The organism is Sphingomonas sp. FG14, from assembly GCF_057809675.1.
Genome location: NZ_JBMDKK010000002.1, coordinates 576808 through 597402 on the forward strand (window position 1 = coordinate 576808; position 20595 = coordinate 597402).

Annotated in this window: 26 protein-coding genes and 1 other RNA gene; 17 read left to right on the top strand and 10 right to left on the bottom strand. The window is 64.5% G+C overall.

What is annotated here, in order from left to right:
* Positions 1 to 6: 6 nt before the first annotated feature.
* Positions 7 to 957 carry an RluA family pseudouridine synthase gene (locus tag ACODTA_RS10850; RefSeq protein WP_489065921.1) on the bottom strand — a complete coding sequence of 317 codons (951 nt, stop codon included), beginning with the start codon at positions 955 to 957 and terminating at the stop codon, positions 7 to 9.
* Between the two features lie 17 nt (positions 958 to 974).
* Here ACODTA_RS10850 and ACODTA_RS10855 point away from each other — a divergent pair, with 17 nt between their 5' ends.
* The 15 genes from ACODTA_RS10855 (at position 975) to ACODTA_RS10925 (ending at position 15107) form a co-directional block, all read left to right on the top strand.
* Positions 975 to 1379, top strand: a complete 405-nt coding sequence (locus tag ACODTA_RS10855) for a M67 family metallopeptidase (RefSeq protein WP_489065922.1) — start codon at positions 975 to 977, stop codon at positions 1377 to 1379.
* A 48-nt stretch (positions 1380 to 1427) separates the two neighbouring features.
* Complete coding sequence (locus ACODTA_RS10860) at positions 1428 to 2120, top strand: histidine phosphotransferase family protein (RefSeq protein WP_489065923.1); 693 nt, start codon at positions 1428 to 1430, stop codon at positions 2118 to 2120.
* 74 nt (positions 2121 to 2194) lie between these two features.
* Positions 2195 to 4525 (top strand): chemotaxis protein CheA, encoded by a 2331-nt coding sequence (locus ACODTA_RS10865; RefSeq protein ID WP_489065924.1) that lies wholly within the window; start codon positions 2195 to 2197, stop codon positions 4523 to 4525.
* A 4-nt stretch (positions 4526 to 4529) separates the two neighbouring features.
* Positions 4530 to 4967, top strand: coding sequence for a chemotaxis protein CheW (locus tag ACODTA_RS10870; protein WP_489065925.1), 438 nt, complete (start codon positions 4530 to 4532; stop codon positions 4965 to 4967).
* Between the two features lie 71 nt (positions 4968 to 5038).
* A complete protein-coding gene (locus ACODTA_RS10875) occupies positions 5039 to 5407 on the top strand; it encodes a response regulator (protein ID WP_489065926.1) in 369 nt (122 codons plus the stop codon).
* An 80-nt stretch (positions 5408 to 5487) separates the two neighbouring features.
* Positions 5488 to 6531: a chemotaxis-specific protein-glutamate methyltransferase CheB gene (gene cheB / locus ACODTA_RS10880; protein ID WP_489065927.1), complete on the top strand. Its 1044-nt coding sequence runs from the start codon at positions 5488 to 5490 to the stop codon at positions 6529 to 6531.
* Positions 6528 to 7379: a CheR family methyltransferase gene (locus ACODTA_RS10885; RefSeq protein WP_489065928.1), complete on the top strand. Its 852-nt coding sequence runs from the start codon at positions 6528 to 6530 to the stop codon at positions 7377 to 7379. The genes cheB and ACODTA_RS10885 overlap by 4 nt, the downstream gene beginning before the upstream one ends.
* A 73-nt stretch (positions 7380 to 7452) precedes the next feature.
* A complete protein-coding gene (locus tag ACODTA_RS10890) occupies positions 7453 to 8355 on the top strand; it encodes a DMT family transporter (RefSeq protein WP_489065929.1) in 903 nt (300 codons plus the stop codon).
* Between the two features lie 62 nt (positions 8356 to 8417).
* Entirely contained in the window at positions 8418 to 9050 is a 633-nt protein-coding gene (locus ACODTA_RS10895; protein ID WP_489066200.1) for an N-acetylmuramoyl-L-alanine amidase, read from the top strand.
* A 99-nt stretch (positions 9051 to 9149) separates the two neighbouring features.
* Positions 9150 to 9524, top strand: an RNA gene (gene rnpB, locus ACODTA_RS10900) — RNase P RNA component class A.
* An 88-nt stretch (positions 9525 to 9612) separates the two neighbouring features.
* Positions 9613 to 11580 carry a hypothetical protein gene (locus ACODTA_RS10905; protein ID WP_489065930.1) on the top strand — a complete coding sequence of 656 codons (1968 nt, stop codon included), beginning with the start codon at positions 9613 to 9615 and terminating at the stop codon, positions 11578 to 11580.
* A gap of 74 nt (positions 11581 to 11654) precedes the next feature.
* A complete protein-coding gene (locus ACODTA_RS10910; RefSeq protein WP_489065931.1) occupies positions 11655 to 13508 on the top strand; it encodes a CHASE3 domain-containing protein in 1854 nt (617 codons plus the stop codon).
* Positions 13509 to 13577: 69 nt separating this feature from the next.
* The gene (locus ACODTA_RS10915) at positions 13578 to 14180 is read left to right on the top strand and encodes a Yip1 family protein (protein WP_489065932.1); all 603 of its coding nucleotides are present in this window, start codon (positions 13578 to 13580) and stop codon (positions 14178 to 14180) included.
* A gap of 76 nt (positions 14181 to 14256) precedes the next feature.
* Positions 14257 to 14784 (top strand): J domain-containing protein, encoded by a 528-nt coding sequence (locus ACODTA_RS10920; RefSeq protein WP_489065933.1) that lies wholly within the window; start codon positions 14257 to 14259, stop codon positions 14782 to 14784.
* Positions 14784 to 15107 carry a hypothetical protein gene (locus tag ACODTA_RS10925; RefSeq protein ID WP_489065934.1) on the top strand — a complete coding sequence of 108 codons (324 nt, stop codon included), beginning with the start codon at positions 14784 to 14786 and terminating at the stop codon, positions 15105 to 15107. The genes ACODTA_RS10920 and ACODTA_RS10925 overlap by 1 nt, the downstream gene beginning before the upstream one ends.
* A gap of 32 nt (positions 15108 to 15139) precedes the next feature.
* Here the strand turns inward: ACODTA_RS10925 and ACODTA_RS10930 are convergent, their stop codons facing one another.
* The 9 genes from ACODTA_RS10930 to ACODTA_RS10970 all read right to left on the bottom strand — a co-directional run bounded on the left by ACODTA_RS10930 (position 15140) and on the right by ACODTA_RS10970 (position 18552).
* A complete protein-coding gene (locus tag ACODTA_RS10930; RefSeq protein WP_489065935.1) occupies positions 15140 to 15562 on the bottom strand; it encodes a SufE family protein in 423 nt (140 codons plus the stop codon).
* 181 nt (positions 15563 to 15743) lie between these two features.
* Positions 15744 to 15983 (bottom strand): hypothetical protein, encoded by a 240-nt coding sequence (locus ACODTA_RS10935; RefSeq protein ID WP_222989939.1) that lies wholly within the window; start codon positions 15981 to 15983, stop codon positions 15744 to 15746.
* 32 nt (positions 15984 to 16015) lie between these two features.
* Complete coding sequence (locus ACODTA_RS10940; protein ID WP_489065936.1) at positions 16016 to 16270, bottom strand: hypothetical protein; 255 nt, start codon at positions 16268 to 16270, stop codon at positions 16016 to 16018.
* Between the two features lie 22 nt (positions 16271 to 16292).
* Positions 16293 to 16628 carry a hypothetical protein gene (locus ACODTA_RS10945; RefSeq protein ID WP_489065937.1) on the bottom strand — a complete coding sequence of 112 codons (336 nt, stop codon included), beginning with the start codon at positions 16626 to 16628 and terminating at the stop codon, positions 16293 to 16295.
* 23 nt (positions 16629 to 16651) lie between these two features.
* Complete coding sequence (locus ACODTA_RS10950) at positions 16652 to 16942, bottom strand: hypothetical protein (protein ID WP_489065938.1); 291 nt, start codon at positions 16940 to 16942, stop codon at positions 16652 to 16654.
* 27 nt (positions 16943 to 16969) lie between these two features.
* A complete protein-coding gene (gene pspC, locus ACODTA_RS10955) occupies positions 16970 to 17347 on the bottom strand; it encodes an envelope stress response membrane protein PspC (RefSeq protein ID WP_489065939.1) in 378 nt (125 codons plus the stop codon).
* A 16-nt stretch (positions 17348 to 17363) separates the two neighbouring features.
* On the bottom strand, positions 17364 to 17642 hold the full coding sequence (gene pspB / locus ACODTA_RS10960; protein ID WP_489065940.1) for an envelope stress response membrane protein PspB: 279 nt from the start codon (positions 17640 to 17642) through the stop codon (positions 17364 to 17366).
* Positions 17643 to 17646: 4 nt separating this feature from the next.
* Positions 17647 to 18318, bottom strand: coding sequence for a phage shock protein PspA (gene pspA / locus ACODTA_RS10965; protein ID WP_489065941.1), 672 nt, complete (start codon positions 18316 to 18318; stop codon positions 17647 to 17649).
* A 78-nt stretch (positions 18319 to 18396) separates the two neighbouring features.
* Positions 18397 to 18552, bottom strand: coding sequence for a hypothetical protein (locus ACODTA_RS10970; RefSeq protein WP_489065942.1), 156 nt, complete (start codon positions 18550 to 18552; stop codon positions 18397 to 18399).
* A 175-nt stretch (positions 18553 to 18727) separates the two neighbouring features.
* Here ACODTA_RS10970 and pspF point away from each other — a divergent pair, with 175 nt between their 5' ends.
* Complete coding sequence (gene pspF / locus ACODTA_RS10975) at positions 18728 to 19765, top strand: phage shock protein operon transcriptional activator (RefSeq protein ID WP_489065943.1); 1038 nt, start codon at positions 18728 to 18730, stop codon at positions 19763 to 19765.
* A 138-nt stretch (positions 19766 to 19903) separates the two neighbouring features.
* The gene (locus ACODTA_RS10980; protein ID WP_222989947.1) at positions 19904 to 20527 is read left to right on the top strand and encodes a superoxide dismutase; all 624 of its coding nucleotides are present in this window, start codon (positions 19904 to 19906) and stop codon (positions 20525 to 20527) included.
* Positions 20528 to 20595 lie beyond the last annotated feature (68 nt).

The window sequence follows — 20595 nt, forward strand, 5'->3', positions numbered from 1 at the left end:
AAACTTCTATACCACCAATGAGCTGAACAGTTCCTGCATATCCGCAGGCATTTTGCTATCGAACGCTAAAGTCGCGCTTGTGATCGGATGACGGAAGCCGAGGTGCGCGGCGTGCAGCGCCTGGCGATGGAAATCCAGTCGCTTCAACAACAGGCGCTGCGCCTCTTTCGGGCGCCCATAGACCGGGTCTCCCAACAGGGCATGGCCGATCGATGCCATATGGACGCGAACCTGGTGGGTCCGCCCGGTTTCCAGCCGGCATTCGACCAGCGCCGCATCGCGCAGCGGCTCGATCGTCCGATAATGCGTCACCGCGCGCTTGCCGCCCGCGACGATCGCGATCTTCTTGCGGTTGGCGGACGAACGCGCCAGCGGCGCGTCCACGGTGCCGGCCGGCGGCGCGGGGTGGCCGCCCACGATCGCGCGGTAGCGCCGATCGATCGAGTGCGCGGCGAACTGCTTGGCGAGTCCTTCGTGCGCCCGGTCCGTCTTCGCGGCGACCATCAGGCCCGACGTGTCCTTGTCGATCCGATGGACGATCCCCGGTCGCGCGACGCCGCCGATTCCCGACAGGCTGCCGCCGCAATGATGGAGCAGCGCGTTGACCAAGGTGCCGTCCGCATTGCCGGCCGCCGGATGGACGACGAGGCCCGCCGGCTTGTCGATCACGATCAGATGTTCGTCCTCGAACGCTATTTCCAGCGGAATGTCCTGCGCCTCGTTATGCGCCGGCTCGGGTAGTGGAATCTCGATCGCGAACGCCATGCCCGCCATGGCCTTCGCCGAAGGATCGCGCACCGGGTTTCCGGCGGCGTTGGAGACCTTGCCGCCAGCGATCAGCGCCTTGATCCGTTCGCGCGAAAGCGTGGGTACCGCGTCGGCAAGCGCGCGGTCCAGACGCCATCCGTCCGCGCTTTCCGCGATCCGTGCATCGACAGTGGAAACCCCCCGGTCCATCGCCTACGGAGATGGTGATGACGATGCGAATTTCAAGGGGCTTGCTCGAACGGTTGCATGGCGAGGCTGCTGCCGCGCCCGGCCATGAAATCTGCGGGCTGTTGCTGGGAAATGACGCCGAAATCCTGGATGCGGTGGCCACCCGGAACGTGTCTCCACGGCCCGAGGACAGCTTCGAGATCGACCCTCAGGCATTGTTCGCCGCAGTGCGCGCCGAGCGATCGGGCGGGCCGGCCTGGATCGGTCATTATCACAGCCACCCGCGCGGGCGGGCTGAGCCTTCGGCGCGTGATCGTGAGGCGGCGGCCGGAACTCCGGTGAAACTCTGGTTGATTCTGGCGGGCGGCAGCGCCGAATTGTGGCGCTTGGGCGACGATGCGGAGGGGCGACAGATTTGCCAACGGATCGCGCTGGTTGCATGAGGCGGCTGCCTTCGCCAGAAGGGCCGCCAATCGAATGAAGGGATCGGGATGTCGATCAACACCGTGGATTTCGCCAGCCTGCTTTGCTCGCGGCTTTGCCACGACCTGCTGAGTCCGGTCGGTGCGCTCAACAACGGGCTGGAATTGCTGGCGGACGAGCATGATCCGGAAATGCGGGCGCGTTGCCTGGAGCTGCTCAGCGAAAGCGCACGCACATCTGCAAACAAGCTGAAATTCTTCCGCCTGGCGTTCGGCGCGGCGGGTGGTTTCGGCGAGGAAGTGGATTCGCGGGAAGCCAAGGCGGCGATCGAGGGGCTTTTTGGCGTCGATGGCCGGATCGAACTCGGCTGGATGGTCGGTGAGGCCGCGCTTAGCAAGACGGCGATCAAGGTGCTGCTCAATCTGGCGCTGATGGGCGGCGATGCGCTGGTGCGTGGCGGCCGGCTGGACGTTGGCGCTGAGCGTAACGGCGTGAAGACCGAGATCGTCGTTCGTGCCGAGGGGCCGCGTCTGGTGCTCGACGCCGAACTGCGCAAGGCGCTGCTGGGCGAGGTCGCACCCGATGCGCTGACGCCGCGCGCCGCCGCGGCCTGGCTGGTTCACCAGATCGTGTCCGAAACCGGCGGCGTGATCCAGGTCTCGGAGCCCGACGATCCGGCGCTGTTGTTCGGCGCGGTGATCGGCGCCGATCCTGGCAAGGCCTGGCCGATCCCTCAGCCCGCCGCCAGCCTTGGCGAATAAGATCGGGGCGCAGCCATAACGGCTTCTTAACCACGCCTCCGCCATGACGGCTTTCCAAGCTGCTGGCGGACCCAATGGACGATATCCTCGCCGAATTCATCGCCGAGACTCGCGAGACGCTTGAGGCGCTTTCGGGCGAGCTGGTCGCGTGGGAGAATGATCCCGCCGACCGCGAACGGCTCGATGCGATGTTCCGCTTCGTCCACACTGTGAAGGGGAGCTGCGGCTTCCTCAATCTCGATCGTCTGGAACGGCTGAGCCATGCGGCGGAAGATGCGCTGGCGCAGGTTCGTGACGGCGCCCGCCCGGCCGACCGGGCCTTGGTGAGCGCCGTGCTGGCGATCGTCGATCGTATCGCGGAACTCGCGGAGGCGCTGGATACCGGCGAGGCGGTCCACGGCAGTGATGATCATCTGATCGCGGCCGTGCGCGTCGATGGCGGCGCGATCGATCCGCCGGCCGAAACCCAATCGCATGCGCAGCGCGGCGCGGCGCGCAGCATCCGCATTTCGCTCGATCTGCTCGACCGGATGATGGCGGGGGTGTCCGATCTTGTGCTCGCGCGAAACGATCTTTCGCGGCGCTTGCAGGACGCCGATCTCGGCATCGCGGTGGAGGGCGCCTTCGAGCGTCTTTCGCTGTGCGTGGCCGATATGCGCGACACGATCACCCGCACGCGCATGCAGCGGATCGAGAAGCTGTTCGCTTCGATCCCGCGCCTCGTCCGTGACCTTTCGGCCGAGCTTGGCAAACCGGTCGATCTCGGCATCGAAGGCGGCGATGTCGAACTTGATCGCGAGATGATCGAGCTGATCCGTGATCCCCTGACCCACATCATCCGCAACGCGCTCGATCACGGTATCGAAGGCCCGGAGGAGCGCGCGCGCATGGGCAAGTCGGCGCAGGGGCGGCTGCGCGTGACCGCGCGCCAGTCGGGCAATCAGATCATCATCGAGGTTTCCGACGACGGGCGCGGCATTGATTCGGAGCGATTGGTGGCTCGCGCCGTGGCGGACGGCATTATTCCTGCCGATCGCGCGGAGCGCTTGTCACAAGAGGCGCGGCTGGCCCTGGTCTTCGAACCCGGCCTGTCGACCGCGAGCGCCGTCACCGCGCTTTCAGGACGCGGCGTCGGCATGGATGTGGTGCGCGCCAATATCGAGCGGATCGGCGGCGTCGTCGATATCGCGAGCGTGATGGGCCGGGGGGTGATGCTCAGCCTGCGCATGCCCTTGACGCTTTCGATCATTCCGGCACTTGTCATCGGGGCGGGCAGTCATCAGTTCGCGATCCCACGCGCCGCCATTCGCGAAATCGTGCGTGAGAACAACGCCGCGCTCGCGATCGAGACCCTCGCCGGCACCGTGATCGCCCGGCTGCGTGAGGAGCGTATTCCGGTCGTATCGCTCGAAGCGATGCTCGGCGTGGAGCCTCTGCCGCAATCGATGCCGCGATCCTTCGTCATCCTCAATCCGGCCGGCGGGGCGCTCTACGCGCTCAGTGTCGCCGAACTGCATGACCACCAGGAACTCGTGATCCGCCCTGCTTGCCCGACGATTATGGCGGCTGGCGCCTATGCTGGCATGACATTGCCCGACACCGGGCTGCCCATGCTGCTGCTCGATCCCGCCGGCATCGCCGATATGGCAGGTATCGCCGCGACGGCCGGCGTTGACGAGGTGGCTGCACCGATGGTGACGGAGGATGACGGGGTTTCGACGCTGCTCTTCCGGGATCTGGACGGTGTCGAACGCGGTGTGCGCCTGAGCGTGATCGAACGGATCGAGGAGGTGGCGGGCGATCAGATCCGTTTCGGGGCGGGGCGCTTGCGCATGGCGGTGGAGGGACGGATCATTCCGATGGTCGGGTTCGACAATCTGACGGATCGGGCGACGGTGAATGTGCTGAGGCTCAACGACGGCAATGTCGAACTTGCTTATGCGATCGAGGAAGTGATCGATATCGTCAGTCTCTCGAATACGGTGGTACAGGCGCGCAATCAGGGCATCGTGGCGGGGGTGGCGTTGTTCGAAGGGCGCCAGATCGAGCTGCTGGATCCGCACTGGCTGTTCGCCGACGCGGTCGGATCGGTTCCCCTCGGTGTGGAGCGACCGCTCTGCCTGCTCGGTGACCGCGACGACATCTGGACGCGCGAGGTGCTGCGTCCACTGGTCGAGGCAGCAGGCTATCGGGTTGCGTTTGATGGAGAGGCGTCGCCCGATGACGCGCATATCGTGATCGCTGGTGAAGATGATACAGCCGGAGCAACCGTGCCGGAAGGACGATTGCTGCGGCTGCGCAGCGATATCGCCGCGCGCGCCTCCGATCCGTTCAGTGTTTATCGCTACGATCGTGCCGGGTTGATGACCGCCCTTCAGGCCGGTCGCGCGCGGCGGGAGGGGTGAGCCGGTGCGGACGCTGTATCTGATCGCCGAACTCGCCGGACAACGCATCGCGCTTGACGCGGCGCATATCGATTCTGTCGTCCATGTCTCGCACGTGACGCCGGTTCCGCTGGCGCCCCGCCATCTTCTGGGGCTTGCGGCACTACGCAGCCGGGTCATCACCGTGATCGATTGTCGCGCCGCGCTCTCGCTCGATCCAGTTGCGGCGGCGGCGGTGCGAACCGCCGTGGTGATCGATGTCGAAGGGCATCAATATGGGCTGGTCGTCGATCGGGTGGAGGATGTGCGAGAGATCGTGGCGGTTCCATCACCCGTCCGCGCCCGACTGGGTTCGGGCTGGAACCGCGCGGCGCAGGGCATGATGGACGACGGGGATTCGTCGCTGCTCCTGCTCGATCCGGTACGGTTGATCGCTGGCGCGCCACAGGCGGAGGCCGCTTAACCCCATGCTTACGCTTTGCATTTATCGCTTTTCAGGGGCCGCGTTCGATCGAACGCGAAGAGGTGGTTAGCATGTCCAGAAAGTGCCTGGTCGTCGATGATTCCAAGGTGATCCGCAAAGTGGCGCGTCACATACTGGAAACGCTCGATTTTTCGGTGGATGAGGCCGTTGATGGCAGCGACGCGCTCAACCAGTGCATGGCGGCGCCGCCTGACGTGATCCTGCTCGACTGGAACATGCCGGTGATGAGCGGCATGGAATTCCTTCGCGCACTTCGCGCAACCCATCTCACCGTGCGGCCCAAGGTCGTGTTCTGCACGACCGAGAACGGCATGGGGCACATCCGCGCGGCGATCGACGCCGGCGCCGACGAATATGTGATGAAGCCCTTCGATCGCGAGACGCTGGAGACCAAGCTGCAGTTGGTCGGGTTCGCCTGATCGGGCCGGCGATGGCGGGTCGGACTCTCCACGCGCAAGCGATATCGGCAAACGCCTCCGCGCTTCGGCCAATCCGGCTGATGATCGTGGACGATTCGGCGGTGGCGCGCGCGGTATTGTCGCGGATGATTTCCCAGGATCCGGCGTTCGAGATCGTCGATGCCGTCGCGAGCGCCGCCGAAGCGATCTCGCGGCTCCGCCAACTGGTCGATCCGCTTGACGTGATCCTGCTCGATATCGAAATGCCTGGGCGCAGCGGCATTTCCGCTTTGCCGGAACTGATCGCCGGTTCTGGTGGCGCGCGTGTGCTGATCGTTTCGGCACTGGCCGACGATGGCGCCGCCGCGACCGTTCAGGCCCTGACATTGGGCGCGGCGGATACGCTGCCAAAGCCGGGTACCGGCAGTTTCGGCGGCCAGTTCTCAGAGGTGTTGCGAGAGAGGCTGTTGCGCCTGGCGTGCCGTGATGCGGGTTCGGTGCAGACCGGTCCGCCCGTGGCTCCGCCCCGTGCCGCCGCCCCCGCATTCCGTTTTCGCGCCGAGCACGCGCTACTCGCCTGCATCGCCATCGGCGCGTCCACTGGCGGGCTTCATGCCATCGCCGCTCTTTTGCGTGCCCTGCCGCCCGCGTTCAACGTCCCAATCCTGATAACGCAGCACTTGCCCTCCGCATTCATGCCTTTCTTCGCCGATCAGATGCAGAGCCTGTCGGGACGAAAGGCGCTGGTGGCGCGAGAAGGCATGCCCGTTTTGCCTGGGCGATTGCATATCGCGCCGGGCCACGCGCATCTGTGCGTTGAGGAACATCACGGGCGCGTGACGGTGCGCCTGCTTCAGCATCGGACGGAGACGGGATGTCTGCCGTCGGTTGATCCGATGTTCTCGTCCGTCGTGCCGGTCTATGGGGCTGGGGCGGTCGGGGTGGTGCTGAGCGGCATGGGACGGGACGGGACCATCGGGGCGCGGGATCTGGCAAAGGCTGGAGCCGATGTCTTCGCCCAGAATGTCGAAAGCTCGGTGATCTGGGGAATGCCGGGCAGCGTCGCCAAGAGCGGGTTGGCAAGCGCGGTGCTGACGCCGGAGGAGATCGCGCATTGCCTGCAGAAGCGCTGGGAAAGCGCATGACCGCGGCGAGCGCGAATGCCATCCGCGTGCTGGCCGGCCTGCTTCAGGTCCGTACCGGGCAGCAGCTTGCGATCAGCCGGATCTGGCGTATCGAGACGTCGCTGAAACCGTTGTTGCGAGAACGCGGTTTCGATACGATCGACGCGCTCGCCGCCGCGGTGGTGCTCGATCGTGAAAGCGAGCTTGCGGGCGCGGTGGTCGATGCGCTGCTCAACAACGAAACCTATTTCTTCCGCGATCATGCGGTGTTCCGGTTGCTCGATGGGCCCGCGCTCGACATGATCCGGGCGGCGCGCGAACCGCGCCGGCGGTTGCGGATCTGGTCCGCCGGCTGCTCGACCGGCCAGGAAGCCTATTCGCTGGCGATCATGCTTGCCGACGAGGGTGAGCGCTGGGCGGGATGGACGATCGATATCCTCGGCACCGATGTCTCGGGCGACGCGATCGAGCGAGCGCGGCTCGGCCGCTTCTCGCAATTCGAGATCCAGCGCGGATTGCCGGTTCGCGTGATGTTGCGCTGGTTCGATCAGGTGGGCGAGAGCTGGATCGCGAAACGACAGCTCCGGCGCATGATCCGTTTCGAACGCCATAACGTCCTCGATCGGCCACCGCAGCCGGCGCATTTCGATCTGATCCTGTGCCGCAATGTCCTGCTCTATTTTCCGGCGGAGGCGCGCGCGGACGCGTTCGATCGCCTCTCGACCGCTATCGCACCAGACGGCGTGCTGATGCTCGGCGCGGGCGAAACGGTGCTGGGCCAGACGGGCAAGTTCACGTCGGAGCGGACGTTGCGGGGGCTTTATCGGCCAAGCTCGCATCGCCCGCATCAATCGCACCGCGCCGCCTGATTGATTCGGATATCGCCAGATATCGCGCGCGAGGCGCTTCCACCGCGCGCCATCAGCCTTTATGGCCCCAGGAGTGACTGCCCCGGCCCCGATCCGCTTCGGCACCCGCGACCTGCTTGTCGCGGCGATGATGAACGTCCTGTGGGGACTCAACATCATCGCCGTGAAGATGGGCGTGGAAGCGACCGGGCCGCTCACCGCCGCTGCGCTCCGCCAGGCGATCGTCTTCATGGTATGCGCGTCCGCGCTCCGCATCGTGCCCGGACGGATGCGGGAACTGATCGGGCTCGGCCTGTTGTCGGGCGGCATTTTCTACATGTTCGTCAACGCGTCGCTGTTCGTGGCCGACAATGTCAGCGCACTGGCGATCGCGGGGCAGGTGGGGGTGCCTTTCTCGATGATACTCGCCGTGGTGTTCCTGGGCGAACGTATCCATTTCATCCGCATGGCCGGCATGGGCCTCGCCTTTCTCGGGGTCGCGCTGCTTGTGTTCGATCCCGCCGCGGGACGCGAAATCCCCGGCATGCTCCTGACGGCGGCGGGCAGCTTCATCTGGGCCGTCTCCTCGCTGATCCAGCGGCGGCTGCGGGGCGTGCCCGTGCTCACCATCTATGCCTGGATGGGGCTGGTCGGGACGATCGTGCTCATGCCGGTCGCGGTCGTCTTCGAGCCCGGGGTGGTCCGCTCGCTGCCCGATCTGCCACTCGGCGATTTCGGTTGGATCGCCTTTTCCGCGATCGGATCGACGATCGGCGGGCATGGGGCGATGTCGTGGCTCCTTCAGCGCCATGCTGTCAGCGCCGTCGTTCCGCTGACGCTGGCGGCGCCGGTGATCTCGGTGGTGGTGGCGTCGCTTTTCTTTGCCACGCCGCTGACGCCGCTTATGATCGCCGGTGGCGTGGTTGCGCTTGTGGGCGTGGCGATCGTCACCATCCGCACCGCGCGCGTGAATGAAGGGGAGGGCAAATCAGCTTGATCGACAGGTCGTCCCCGGATCTCCCATCGCCCAATTTCGACGAACGCGCCGCACCGGTTTCGATGATCGTGCTGCATTATACCGGCATGGCCGATGCGGATGCCGCGCTCGCGCGGCTGACCGATCCGCAAGCGAAGGTGTCCGCCCATTATCTGGTCGACGAGGATGGCCGGCTGGTCAATCTGGTTCCCGAGGACAAGCGCGCCTGGCATGCCGGGCGCTCGCACTGGCGCGGCATCACCGACATCAACAGTGCCAGTATCGGCATCGAGATCGTCAATCCCGGGCATGACCACGGCTATCGCCCGTTTCCCGATGCGCAGATCGAAGCGCTGATCCCGCTCGTCGCCGATATCAAGGATCGCCATGCGATCACGCGCGGCAATATCGTCGGCCATTCGGACATCGCACCCACGCGCAAGCGCGATCCGGGCGAACTTTTCCCCTGGGGGAGGCTGGCGCGGCTGCGCCTCGCATTGCCAAGACCGACCCGCAACCTGCTCGATCCTGAATGGTCTGATGCCGGTTTCCTCTTGGCGCTCGAGCGCTTCGGATATGAGGTGGCCGATCCGCTGGCCGCTGTCGTCGCTTTTCAACGCCGCTTCAGGCCCGAGTTGATTGATGGCGAGATCGATGGCGAGTGCAGGGCGATCCTGCTCGCGCTTTTGCTGCCGCGGCCGCAGGGAGATGACTGAGCGCGTCATCAAGTCAATTTCGATAAGAGCTCGGTTCACGCTCTGGGTGGAAGCATGAAATGCTTTCACCCCGAACGATCCCGCTCTATAGCGCCCCGGCCAGAGGGCCGGGCGACCGCGGCTTCGTCGTAAGACGGGGGCGAGGAAAGTCCGGGCTCCACGGAATGACGGTGCCGGGTAACGCCCGGCGGGGGCAACCCCAGGGACAGTGCCACAGAGAGCAGACCGCCCAGCGCCTCGGCGCTGGGTAAGGGTGAAAGGGTGCGGTAAGAGCGCACCGCGCGGCCGGTAACGGAAGCGGCATGGTAAACCCCACCGGGAGCAAGACCGAATAGGGACGGCGCATGGCCTCATTCCGGCCGGTCGTCCGGGTTGGTTGCTTGACCCCCGATGCGAATCGGGGGCTAGAGGAATGGTCGCCCAGTCCCGCTTTGTCGGGATGGACAGAACCCGGCTTACAGGCCCTCTGGCATTTTCATCGCTTTTCGGTCCGAAATGGTGCGGGTCGCGGTTGCAATCGGCACGGGGTGATCGCAGCCTGGACGGGCAGGGGGAGTATGTCATGCGTTCGATGAAGATGGCGGCGTTGCTGATGGCGGCGATCGCGCCAAGTGGCGGGCTGGCACAGCAGCCGAGCGTGCAGCAGCAATTCGAGACGGCCTCGGATCTGCTCAAGGCCGCGAAGTGGGCCGAAGCGCTGGCGGCGTTCGAAGCGCTGGAGGCTCGCCTCGCCAACAATGCGCGCAGCCTGGCGGTCGTTCGCGTACGAAAGGGCGATGCGTTGCACCGCCTGGGCCGCAATGCGGAGGCGGTCGCGTCTGTGAAGGCGGGGTTGGCCGATCTGCCGGCGACGGATCAGAGCTTGAGGGAGGACCGGTATCTCGGGATCATGTTCCTCGGCAATGTCGATGCCGCCGCGCTTGATTATGCCAGCGCGGTTTCTCGCTATGCGAGTGCTGAGGCGATCGCGAAGGGGCCGCACGAACAGATACGCGCTGCTTATTCCAAGCTGCGGGTGAATGTCTTCATCGATCCGGAGGGCGCGCTGCGCGACGCGGATCGGATCGCGCCGATGCTGGAGGCACCCGAATTCGACGGCCCGACGCGCGCGCGCTTCTGGGTGACGCGCGGACGGATCCTCCTCAATCTCGGGCGCCATGCGGAGGCCAAGGCGGTGTTTGGCAAGGCTGTCGCCGCGCTTGGGGGCCTGTCGCGCAAGGTCGATGTCGATGACATTGTCGCGCGGTCCGACTATGCGATTGCCGCCATGCTTTCCGGCGATGAGGAGGGCGCGCGCAAATATCTCGCCTATACGGGTGCGGGGCGATTCCCTGATCGCGATTTCATGACCGGTGCGGAGATGATGGCGCCGCCATGTGGCGGACCGGACGGGTTGCAGCCCGATGATGTCGCCGTCGTCGAATTTTCGATCGGCGATGACGGCGCGGTGACCTCGGCCCAGCCGATCTATGCGTCGCGCCGCGGAGAGGTCGCGCTGGAGTTTGCGCGCGTCGCCGCAGGCTGGTCCTGGTCCCGCGACGAGTTGAAGAATATTCCCGCCTTTTTCCGCGCCCTCACGCGTGTCGAAATCCGGTGCTCGACCAGTTCGGCGCGGCCGTCGGTGGTGTCGCTGCTGATGCCCGCGCTCGACGGCTGGCTGGCGCAGCGCGGGGTGAAGGGGGTTGAACTTGGCGAAAGTTCGGCGGTGCGCCGGCTCGCGCCGCTCGAGCAGGAACTGGCGAAACGCGAAAAGGCCGGGGGTGTAGGGTCGCTCGAACTTGTTCCGGTCCTGACCCAGCTTGCCGGTTTGCCAGTGCTGCCGAGCGATCGGGCGCTGGCCTATGCGGAACGTGCACTCGCGATTGTCGAGGAAGAAAAGGCGCCGGCGGAAGCACGGCTGGCATTGGCCCAGTTCGTCTGGCGTGCCCGTGGATCGGGCGCGCGCGACAGCCGGACCTATCCGGCCGCGCTCCAGGCGGCCCTGACCGATCCGGGCTTCTCCGCCAGCCCGCATGCCCGGTCGGCGCTTCGGCTGATGCTCGTCGATGGTTGGGGAAAGCGCCGCAATGCCGAATCGGCAATTCTTCTCCGTGAAGTCGCGGACGATGCAGGGCTCGCGCCGAATGATCCTTTTCGGGTTGGTGCACTGATCCGCCTGGCGTCACAGGAGCAGCGCGCCGGCAATATCGAGGTTGCACGCGCGGCCTTTGAAAAGACCGGGTTGGCGGCCGAGCAATGTGCATTGGCAGACGCACCGCCGGCGCTCAGATATAGCGGGGCATCGTCGAGCGATTTCCCCGATGAGGCGATGCGTTGGGGATTCAGCGGCTGGGCCATCGTCCAATATGATGTCGCCGCGAATGGCGTGAGCGCCAATCAGCGTACCTTGATGGCTTATCCGCCTTTTGTTTTCGGCAAAGCTGCCGTGGGCGTGATCAAGCAGTCGCGCTGGGAAGCGAGCTATCGACCGGCCGGCGGCCTTGGTTGTGGCGGCAGCACCAAGGGTGTTCGTTTCATCATGGGTCAGTAACGGAAAAGCCGAAGCTTGCTCCGACTACGCAACCGATCTTGCCAGACACGGTTGTTGCGCTACTAACCCTTTGCATGTTGGGGGGAAGCCGCTCGGTCCGTTCGCTGTCGCCGGTGCTGCTCGGCTTCGCCCTGCTTGTGGCGATGGTCGTCGGCAGCCTGTGGGTGGCGCGCGAGCAGTCCCAGGCCGCCACCGACGCGCGCCGGGTCTTCAGCTATCATGCGGCGCTCACTGAAACCCTGTCCGCTCTCAAGGATGGGGAGATCGGGCAGCGCGGCTATGTGCTGACGGGCGATGCCAGATATCTCGTGCCCTATGATTCGGGGCGTTCGCGGATCAATCCCGCGCTCGACGATGCGCAGCGCCATGCGTCGAATGACGCCGATGTGGTCGCGCTGCTGAGGCCGCTTGTCGATCGCAAGTTCGCCGAGATGCAGCGGACGATCGATCTGGTTCGCGCGGGTAAGGGCGGATCGGCGGTCTCGCTGGTCGATACCGACCAGGGCATCGAACTGATGGACCGTATCCGAACGATCATCGGCACCGAGCGGGCAAGTGCGCGTCAGGCGATCGAGTTCGGGCAGGAGCGGGTTGCCCATCGTGCTCTCATGTTGATGCTGGGCCTTGTCGTCGGGCTTGGAATCCTCCTCGTCACCGTCCTTCTCTGGTGGCGTTCCCAATGGGCGCAGTTCGCGGAGATGCGTCTCGCCCGTGACGAAGCGCAGGCCGCGTCGGCCGCATTGCGTGAACAGATGGCGGCGCGCGAAACCGCCGAGGGCGCGCTTCGCCAGATGCAGAAGATGGAATCGATCGGACAGCTCACTGGCGGGATCGCGCATGATTTCAACAATATGCTCGCGATCGTCCTGGGCAGCCTCGATCTTGCGCAGCGCCGGTTGACCAGCGATCCCGCGCGTGCGCTCACATCGATCGGCCATGCGCGCGAAGGTGCCGAACGCGCGGCTACGCTGACCGCGCGGCTGCTCGCCTTCTCCCGCCAGCAGCCGCTCGCGCCGGAGCCGGTCGACGCGAACAAGCTGGTGGCGTCCATGTCCGAATTGCTCAGGCGGACGCTTGGTGAGCAGGTGATGGTCGAAACCGTCCTGGCCGGCGGTTTGTGGCGGTCGCATGCCGATGTCAGCCAGCTTGAGAATGCGATCGTCAATCTGGCGGTGAATGCGCGCGATGCTATGCCCGAGGGAGGAAAACTGACGATCGAGACCGCCAACACGCATCTCGACGACGCCTATGCCGCTGCCCGGGCGGAGGTTCAGCCGGGCCAATATGTGCTGATTTGCGTTACCGACACGGGCGGCGGCATGAGCGAGGAGGTGATCGAGCGGGCCTTCGACCCTTTCTTCACCACAAAGCCCGTCGGCAAGGGAACGGGATTGGGGCTCAGTCAGGTTTTCGGCTTCGTCAAACAGTCGGGCGGCCATGTCGCCATCTATTCGGAACCCGGCGACGGGACGACGATCAAGCTCTATCTGCCGCGCTTCTTCGGTGCGGCGGAACCGGCGCATCTGCCCGCTGCCGAAACTGAAGTGCCCCTTGGCAGCACCGACGAGGTGATCCTGGTGGTCGAGGACGAACAGCGCGTCCGTGACTTCTCGGTCGAAGCCCTGCGCGAGCTCGGTTATGCCGTCATTTCAGCCGGGGGCGCCGCCGAGGCACTGGCGTTGCTGGAGGAGCAGCCGAGGGTCGCGCTACTCTTCACCGATGTGGTGATGCCCGAGATGGACGGTCGCCGTCTGGCGGAGGCGGCACTGGTCAAATGCCCGGATCTCAGGATCCTCTACACGACCGGTTATACCCGCAACGCCGTGGTTCATAACGGCCGGCTCGACGCGGGCGTCAACTTCCTCGCCAAGCCTTACTCGATCGCGCAACTCGCCAGGAAGATCCGGGGCGTCCTCGACGAAGCCTGATCGGGAGTCCTGTTTACAGTTGGGCGCGAATGCGTCACGTTCCGTCCCGGCAACAGGGAGGCGGTTTCCATGAGCATTGTCGATCGTGCGAAGAATATTCTTCTGACCCCCAAGACCGAATGGCCGGTGATCGCGGCGGAGCCCGCGACGACGGGCAGTTTGATGACCTATGCGGCAATATTGTCGGCGATTCCGATGATCGGCTCGATCCTGTCCGGTGTGCTTTTCACAAGCGCGCTCGGCTTCGGTTTCGGAATCAATTTCGTGATCGTGTCCGCTCTTGTCAGCTTCGCGATCAGCTTGGGCGTGGTTTTCCTGCTGGGAATCATTTCAGGAGCGCTCGCGCCGAGCTTTGACGGCAAGAACACCGCGCAGGCGGGTCTGAAGCTGATCGTCTATGCCTCGACCCCGGTATGGGTGGCCGGCATTCTCAACATCGTGCCAGGGCTCAACATCATCGCGATGCTGGCCGGCCTGGCTTATGGCATCTACCTCATCTATCTCGGCTCGACACCTTTGATGGCGGTTCCGGAAGCGAAGACCGGTGGTTACACGGCGGTCGTGGTCGTGATCTGGATCGTGCTGAGCTTCGTGATCAACATGATCCTGGGCGCGGCGATTATCGCCGCGATTGTCGGCAGCGCAGCGGTGGGCGCCGCTGCGATCGGTTGAACTTTGATGGGCGCGCGCCGGGAAATTCCGGTGCGCGCCCATTGCGCCTGCGGGCCGCTTCGCTACATCGGGAGCAATGACCCGATCTTCCCGATCCTATGACTGGGGCTTTCCCCGCTGGCGCGGCTATGGATCGTCGCGCGAGACGACGAAGGTAAGGCTATGCGACCGGGAGGGGTGTGACCGCCCTGGCGACCGGCCGGCGCCCAAGTCGCCGAACAGCAATGAGCGCTGGTATTTCTGCGAGGAACATGCCGGCGAATATAATCGCAACTGGAATTATTTCGAAGGTCTGACGGCCGAGGAGGCCGCGGCGCGCGAGGCGCGCGAGCGGCGCGAAGCCTCCGGGTTCGAGCAGGCCCGCCATTATGGCTGGGGTGGTCCGGGCGACGGCACGCGCTCGCGCGACGAGCTTAATGCGCTGAAGGCGCTCGAACTTGAGGACGACGCCGATTTCGAGGCAATCAAGAAGGCCTGGCGCCGGCTTGCCAAGGAAAATCATCCCGACGTGAAACCCGGCGACGCGGCTGCTGCGGTGCGTTTCCAATCGATCCAGGCGGCGTTCGAGATATTGCGTCAGGCCGAGGAGCGGCGCCCGCGCTGATGCGTCTCGTCCGTTCCAACTGGCGGACCGCGTTGCTGATCTGCCGCAAATGCTCGAAGCGCCAGCATGGCGGCTTTGGTCCGAAGGGCAAGACGCCGCTCGCCAAGGCGCTCAAGAAGGAGCTTGGCGGCAAGAAGGGGCGTAAAGCGCCGGTCGGCATCGTCGAAGTGAAGTGCCTGGGGGTCTGTCCGCGCCATGCGGTGACGATGGTCGATGCCCGCCGCCCTCGCGACTGGCTGCTGGTGAAGCCGGGAACTCCAGTGGGCGAGATCATGGAAGCGGTGGGGTTGGAGGAGGAAGATCCGCTGGTTGCCCACTCTTGATCAGTCGCTCCGGCTTGCGTTGGAGCGACAGGTTATTGAGAGGTGCCCGCGTAACGCCCGGCGGTCTCGCGGATGAGCGCGATCATATTGGGAATGCCCTGAGTGCGGTTCGAACTGAGCTGATTGCGGAGATCGAACGGCGCGAGCGCCCCTTCGATATCGAGGGCGAGAATCTCCGTGCCCGTCCGATTCTGGACGATCTTGAGAATGAGCGCGATGATACCCTTGGTTATCGCGGCGTTGCTGTCGGCCAGGAAATGGAGCCGGCCTTCGTCGGTCACGGTGGGATAGACCCAGACTGCGGCCGAGCAGCCGCGAACCAATGTGGCGTCGGTCTTGAGAGCGCCGGGCATCTCGTCGAGCGAGCGGCCCAGATCGATCAAGAGGCGATAGCGGTCGTCGCCATCGAGGAATTCATATTCTTCGCGAATATCGTCGAGCGTAGGATCGGCCATGTGCCGCGCTTAGCGGCAGCAAGGCAGGGCGGCAACGCCCCTCAGGCGGCCGGTGGAAACGGTGCGGGCCTGGGCTGTTCGGTGGTGACGGAGCGTCGAGGCCGTGGCGCGTGCGCCGGTGGGGCTTCAGCCTGCTCCATCATCCGCCCGAACAGGCTGGCCGAGGATTTGCGTCGGCCGGTCATAGGTCCACGCCCGCCGCGATCGCTTCAAGCTTGCGGATTCGTTCCTTGAGATCCGCGATCTCGATGCGCGATCCCGCTGAACTCGGGGCGATCTCGCTGCTGCGTGCGTGCTGCTGAAGCTCGGCGCGCTTCAGTTCCAGCCACCCCCGCCAGCCGCGCAGCGCGCCGACGGTCAGGATGCCGATCCCCGACAGGGCGGAGAGGGCGATGATGACGATGGAATAAGGGTCGGTCATTGGTCTTCCCCATCTGTTCGATCGGTCGGATGCTACACCCGGTCGCGATCCCTGAGCTTTTCGATCTCGCGATCGAGGCTGCTCGTGCTGTCGGTCGCCAGGCGCTCCAGCACCGCGATCCGCTCCTTCAACTGCTTTACTTCGTCGCGCAGGCGGTCGGATTCGGCATCGCGAGCCGGCGGGACATTGCCATGCTCATGCTTGCCGCCGCTCCGATATTTCGCGCGGAGAACGCTGGCGATCATCACGATCCCTACGATCGCCACTACCATTTCTGCCGGGTTCATCTCTTGTTCCTCCGGATTGTGCTCAGTTGGTCTTGCCGCGAAGCTGTTCGATCTCGCGGGTCAGCGAGTGCGCTTCGTCGGTCACGATGCGTTCGACATTGGCGAGGCGATCCTTGATCGATCCGATCTCGGCGCGAAGCTGCGCATTTTCCTGCGTCAGCAGTTTCACTCGCTCCACTGCCTCGTCGTTCTTGCGCGGATAGATCGCCTGGCCCCATGCGCCGTCGAGCGGATAGCCGTGGCGGATGCGCATCCAGGTGGTGATCACCCATCCGGCGACCGCCACGACGACGATGATACCAAGCACCGGTCCCAGCGACTCAATGATGCCCTGCGCCACTGTCAGCTTGTCTTCCATGATTTTCCCTTTCCCAGTCGGGTTTAGCGCAGTGCGTCGATCTCGTCGGACAGGCGGCTGGTGCGATCGGTTGCGATCCGTTCCAGCACCGCGATCCGTTCCTCGAGCCTGCCGATCTGATCCTTCAACTGGCCATTTTCATTTGAAAGCAGTTCGATTTTTCGATCGGCGCCCGGATTGCTTCGATCAACGGTACCGCCCCATTCACCTTCCAGGGGGTAGCCGTGGCGTGCCCGGATCCAGCTTGTTACCACCCAACCCACGGTGCTGATCGCGATGATGGCGACGATGAAACCTGGTCCGGCCCAGCTCATCCTGTTTCTCCCCTATGCGTCGTTCAATCAGCGCAGCCGGTCGATCTCGTCGGCGAGCGCGGTGTTGCGGCTGGTATAATAGAGTTCGACATCGGCCAGGCGACGATCGATATCGCGGAACTTGGAACGCACCTCGCGGGTGCTGCGCGCCGGTGAACGGCGGACGCCCTGCCAGAACTTCTGATCCTCGACGTCGATGTAGAGGCCGGCCGGCTTGCGCGGCGTGATCCAGGCGGTGATGAAATAGGCCGGGATCGTCCAGCCGCCGGCTGCGAAGGTGAGAAGGACGATGCCGATGCGGACGAAGGTGACGTCCACGCCGGTATAGTCTGCGATTCCGGCGCAGACGCCCAGCCATTTGCCGTTCTGCTTGTCGCGATAGAATTTGGTGCGGCGTTCGGACATTTGCTTACCCCTTCGATTATATTTCGTTGCGGCGCCGGCGGTCGTCTTCGATCCGGTCAAGGACGGAGTCGGTATCCTTCAGGCGCCAGTTGGGATTGTCGGCGGCGACGATGCGCTCGATCGTGTGGAGCCGGTCGTCGAGGCGGCGGGCCAGTTCGTGCAGTTCGTCGAGGAGGTTTTCATCCTCCCGCGTGATGCTCGCCGCCTTTTTCCACTGGGTCACATAGTGAAGGATGATCCAGGGCAGGCCGACCAGCGGCGTGACGATGCCGACGATGGCGACGATTTCGCCCATGAGCTCAGCCCTCCTGGCCGGTCGTCCGGGCCTTCAGCGCGGCAAGTTCGGCATCGACCTTCTCGGACGAGCGGAGTTCCGCGATCTCCTCTTCCAGCGTCTTGCCGGGGGCGCCCAGCGCCAGCGCGTCGGCGCGGCCCTCGGCCATATCGACGCGGCGTTCGAGCAACTCGAAGCGCGAAAAGGCGTCTTCCACCTTCTGGCCGGCATAGGCTTCACGCACGCGAGCGCGGTTCTGCGCGCTTTCCAGTCGCGTGACGATCGAGTTCTGGCGGGCGCGGGCTTCGCGCAGTTTCGCCTGGAGTTTCGCGATATCCTCTTCCGAGGCGCGCAGCGCGTCGTCGAGCACGGTGATCTCCGAATGGAGTTGTTCAGCCATGTCCGCGGCCTTCTGGCGCTCCATCAGCGCGGCCTTGGCCAGATCCTCACGATCCTTCGACATCGCCAGTTCGGCCTTTTCCATCCAGCTTTCCTGAAGCTTTTCCAGCTTCACGATGTGACGGCGCATTTCCTTCTGATCCGCGATCGTCCGCGCGGCCGACGCCCGAACCTCGACCAGCGTCTCCTCCATTTCGAGGATGATCATGCGGATCATCTTCGCGGGATCCTCGGCCTTGTCGAGCAGGTCGGTCACATTGGCGGCGATGATGTCGCGGGTTCGAGAGAAAATGCCCATCTGAAACTCCTAAACTAAAGTCTGGTCGAATAAGGGGCCGGGGCGGCGCAAGGGATACCGCCCCGGCTGTGTTTGTCGTCAGGCCAGCGGCCGGACGACGGGGGCTTCGTGAGCGCCGGTTTCGGCGGCGCGTGCCGGGCCGACCGCGCTCAAGACGCAGGTGGCGCTGAACAGCACGGTGCAGACGACGGCGGTGAAGGTCTTGGCAACCCGATTTTCGGTGATGCTGGTCATTGAAAGTCTCCCTGAAACTTGGCCTGAGTGTGAGGCCTTGATGGCTTGCCCTCCCATAAGCATGTGCCGTGCCAATTTTTGAGAATGGCGGAAAACGGCCAGATTTTCGCTTTGTGTGGAGCGAAGTGCCAGATTTTGATTGCCAAAATTTGGCAAATTTCGCTAATTGATGGGCATGGATCGCGACAGCAGCTTCATCGGCCAATCCACCGCCTTTCTGGACTCCGTTGAACGTGCCAGCCGGGCGGCGGCGCTCAATCGGCCGGTGCTGGTGATCGGCGAACGCGGCACCGGCAAGGAACTTGTCGCCGAGCGCCTTCACCGCCTCAGTCAGCGCTGGGATGGACCCTTGGTCACGATCAATTGCGCGGCGCTGCCCGAGACTTTGATCGAGGCCGAGCTGTTCGGACACGAAGCCGGCGCCTTCACTGGCGCGACGCGCGCGCGCGCTGGCCGTTTCGAAGAGGCCGATGGGGGCACGCTCTTCCTCGACGAACTGGCGACTTTGTCCGCATCGGCGCAGGAGCGATTGCTGCGCGCCGTCGAATATGGGGAGATCACGCGCATCGGCGCGAACCACGCCGTGCGCGTCGATGTTCGGATCGTCGCCGCCACCAACGAGCATCTGCCGGCTTTGGTCGATGGCGGCCGGTTTCGCGCCGATCTCCTCGACCGGCTGAGCTTCGAGGTCGTGACCCTGCCGCCGCTTCGCGCGCGCGAGGGCGATGTGCCGGTGCTGGCCGATCATTTCGCGCGTCGTATGGCGGCCGAGCTCGACTGGCCGCACTGGCCGGGCTTTTCCGCGGATGCGTCGGCGGAGTTGCTCGCGCACGATTGGCCGGGCAATGTCCGCGAGCTGCGCAACGTGATCGAGCGGGCGGTCTATCGCTGGGACGATCCGGAGCGTCCGGTCGATCGCATCATCTTCGATCCCTTCGCTTCACCCTGGCGCCCGCGTGGCGCGGCGGAGAAGGGGAGCGTCGAGCCGCCGCCCGCACCTGCGGCCGATCCCGCGCCAGCCGCGCCGCGCATCGTGCAGGAGGTGGAAATGGCGGAGGTGACCGATCTGCGCCGCGCGGTCGATGCGCATGAGCGGCGTATTCTGGAGGCGGCGCTGGCGCGCAACCGCTTCAACCAGCGTGCAACCGCTAAAAGTTTAAATCTTAGCTATGATCAGCTCCGTCATGCGTTGAAGCGTCACGACCTGCTCTGATAACTGGCCCCGGGTTTGATTCGGCTCTCCGCCGGAGCCAGGCCTTCTCAAATTTCGCTTTCAGCCCCGAAACGAAAATCCACGAGACAAAATCGCACTTGAGGCGTTGAGCAGACGCATCCCAAATCGGAGGAACGAATGGCTTTCACACTTCCCGACCTGCCCTATGACAAGAGCGCGCTCGAACCGCACATGTCGGCCGAGACGTTCGACTATCATCATGGCAAGCATCACAAGGCCTATGTCGACAAGGTCAATGGCTGGATCGGCGAAAAGGGGCTGGAAGGGCTGACGCTTGTCCAGACCATCGAAAAGGCGAAGGCCGATGGCGACAAGGGGCTGTTCAACAACGCCGCCCAGATCTGGAACCACAGCTTCTTCTGGCAGTGCCTGACGCCCGAGAGCGCGGCTCCGTCGGCCGCGCTGCAGGCGCTGATCGACGAAGCCTTCGGATCGACCGACGCGCTGATCGCCAAGCTCAAGGACGAGTCGGTTGGCCATTTCGGTTCCGGCTGGGGCTGGCTGGTATTGAAGGACGGCAAGCTGGCGGTCACTTCGCTCCATGATGCCGACACGCCGGTCGTCTACCCCGACCTCAAGCCCTTGCTGACGCTCGATGTCTGGGAACACGCCTATTATGTCGATTATCGCAATGCGCGGCCCAACTATCTGGACGCGGTGCTGAAGTCGCTGATCAACTGGTCGTTCGTCGAGCAGAATCTCGACGGCAAGGGCGTCGAGCGCGCCGACCAGGCGCAGTGATCATGGTCTGATCCGTGATGATAGCGAGCGGCGCAATCTGGAGGGGGCACAGCTTCTCGATTGCGCCG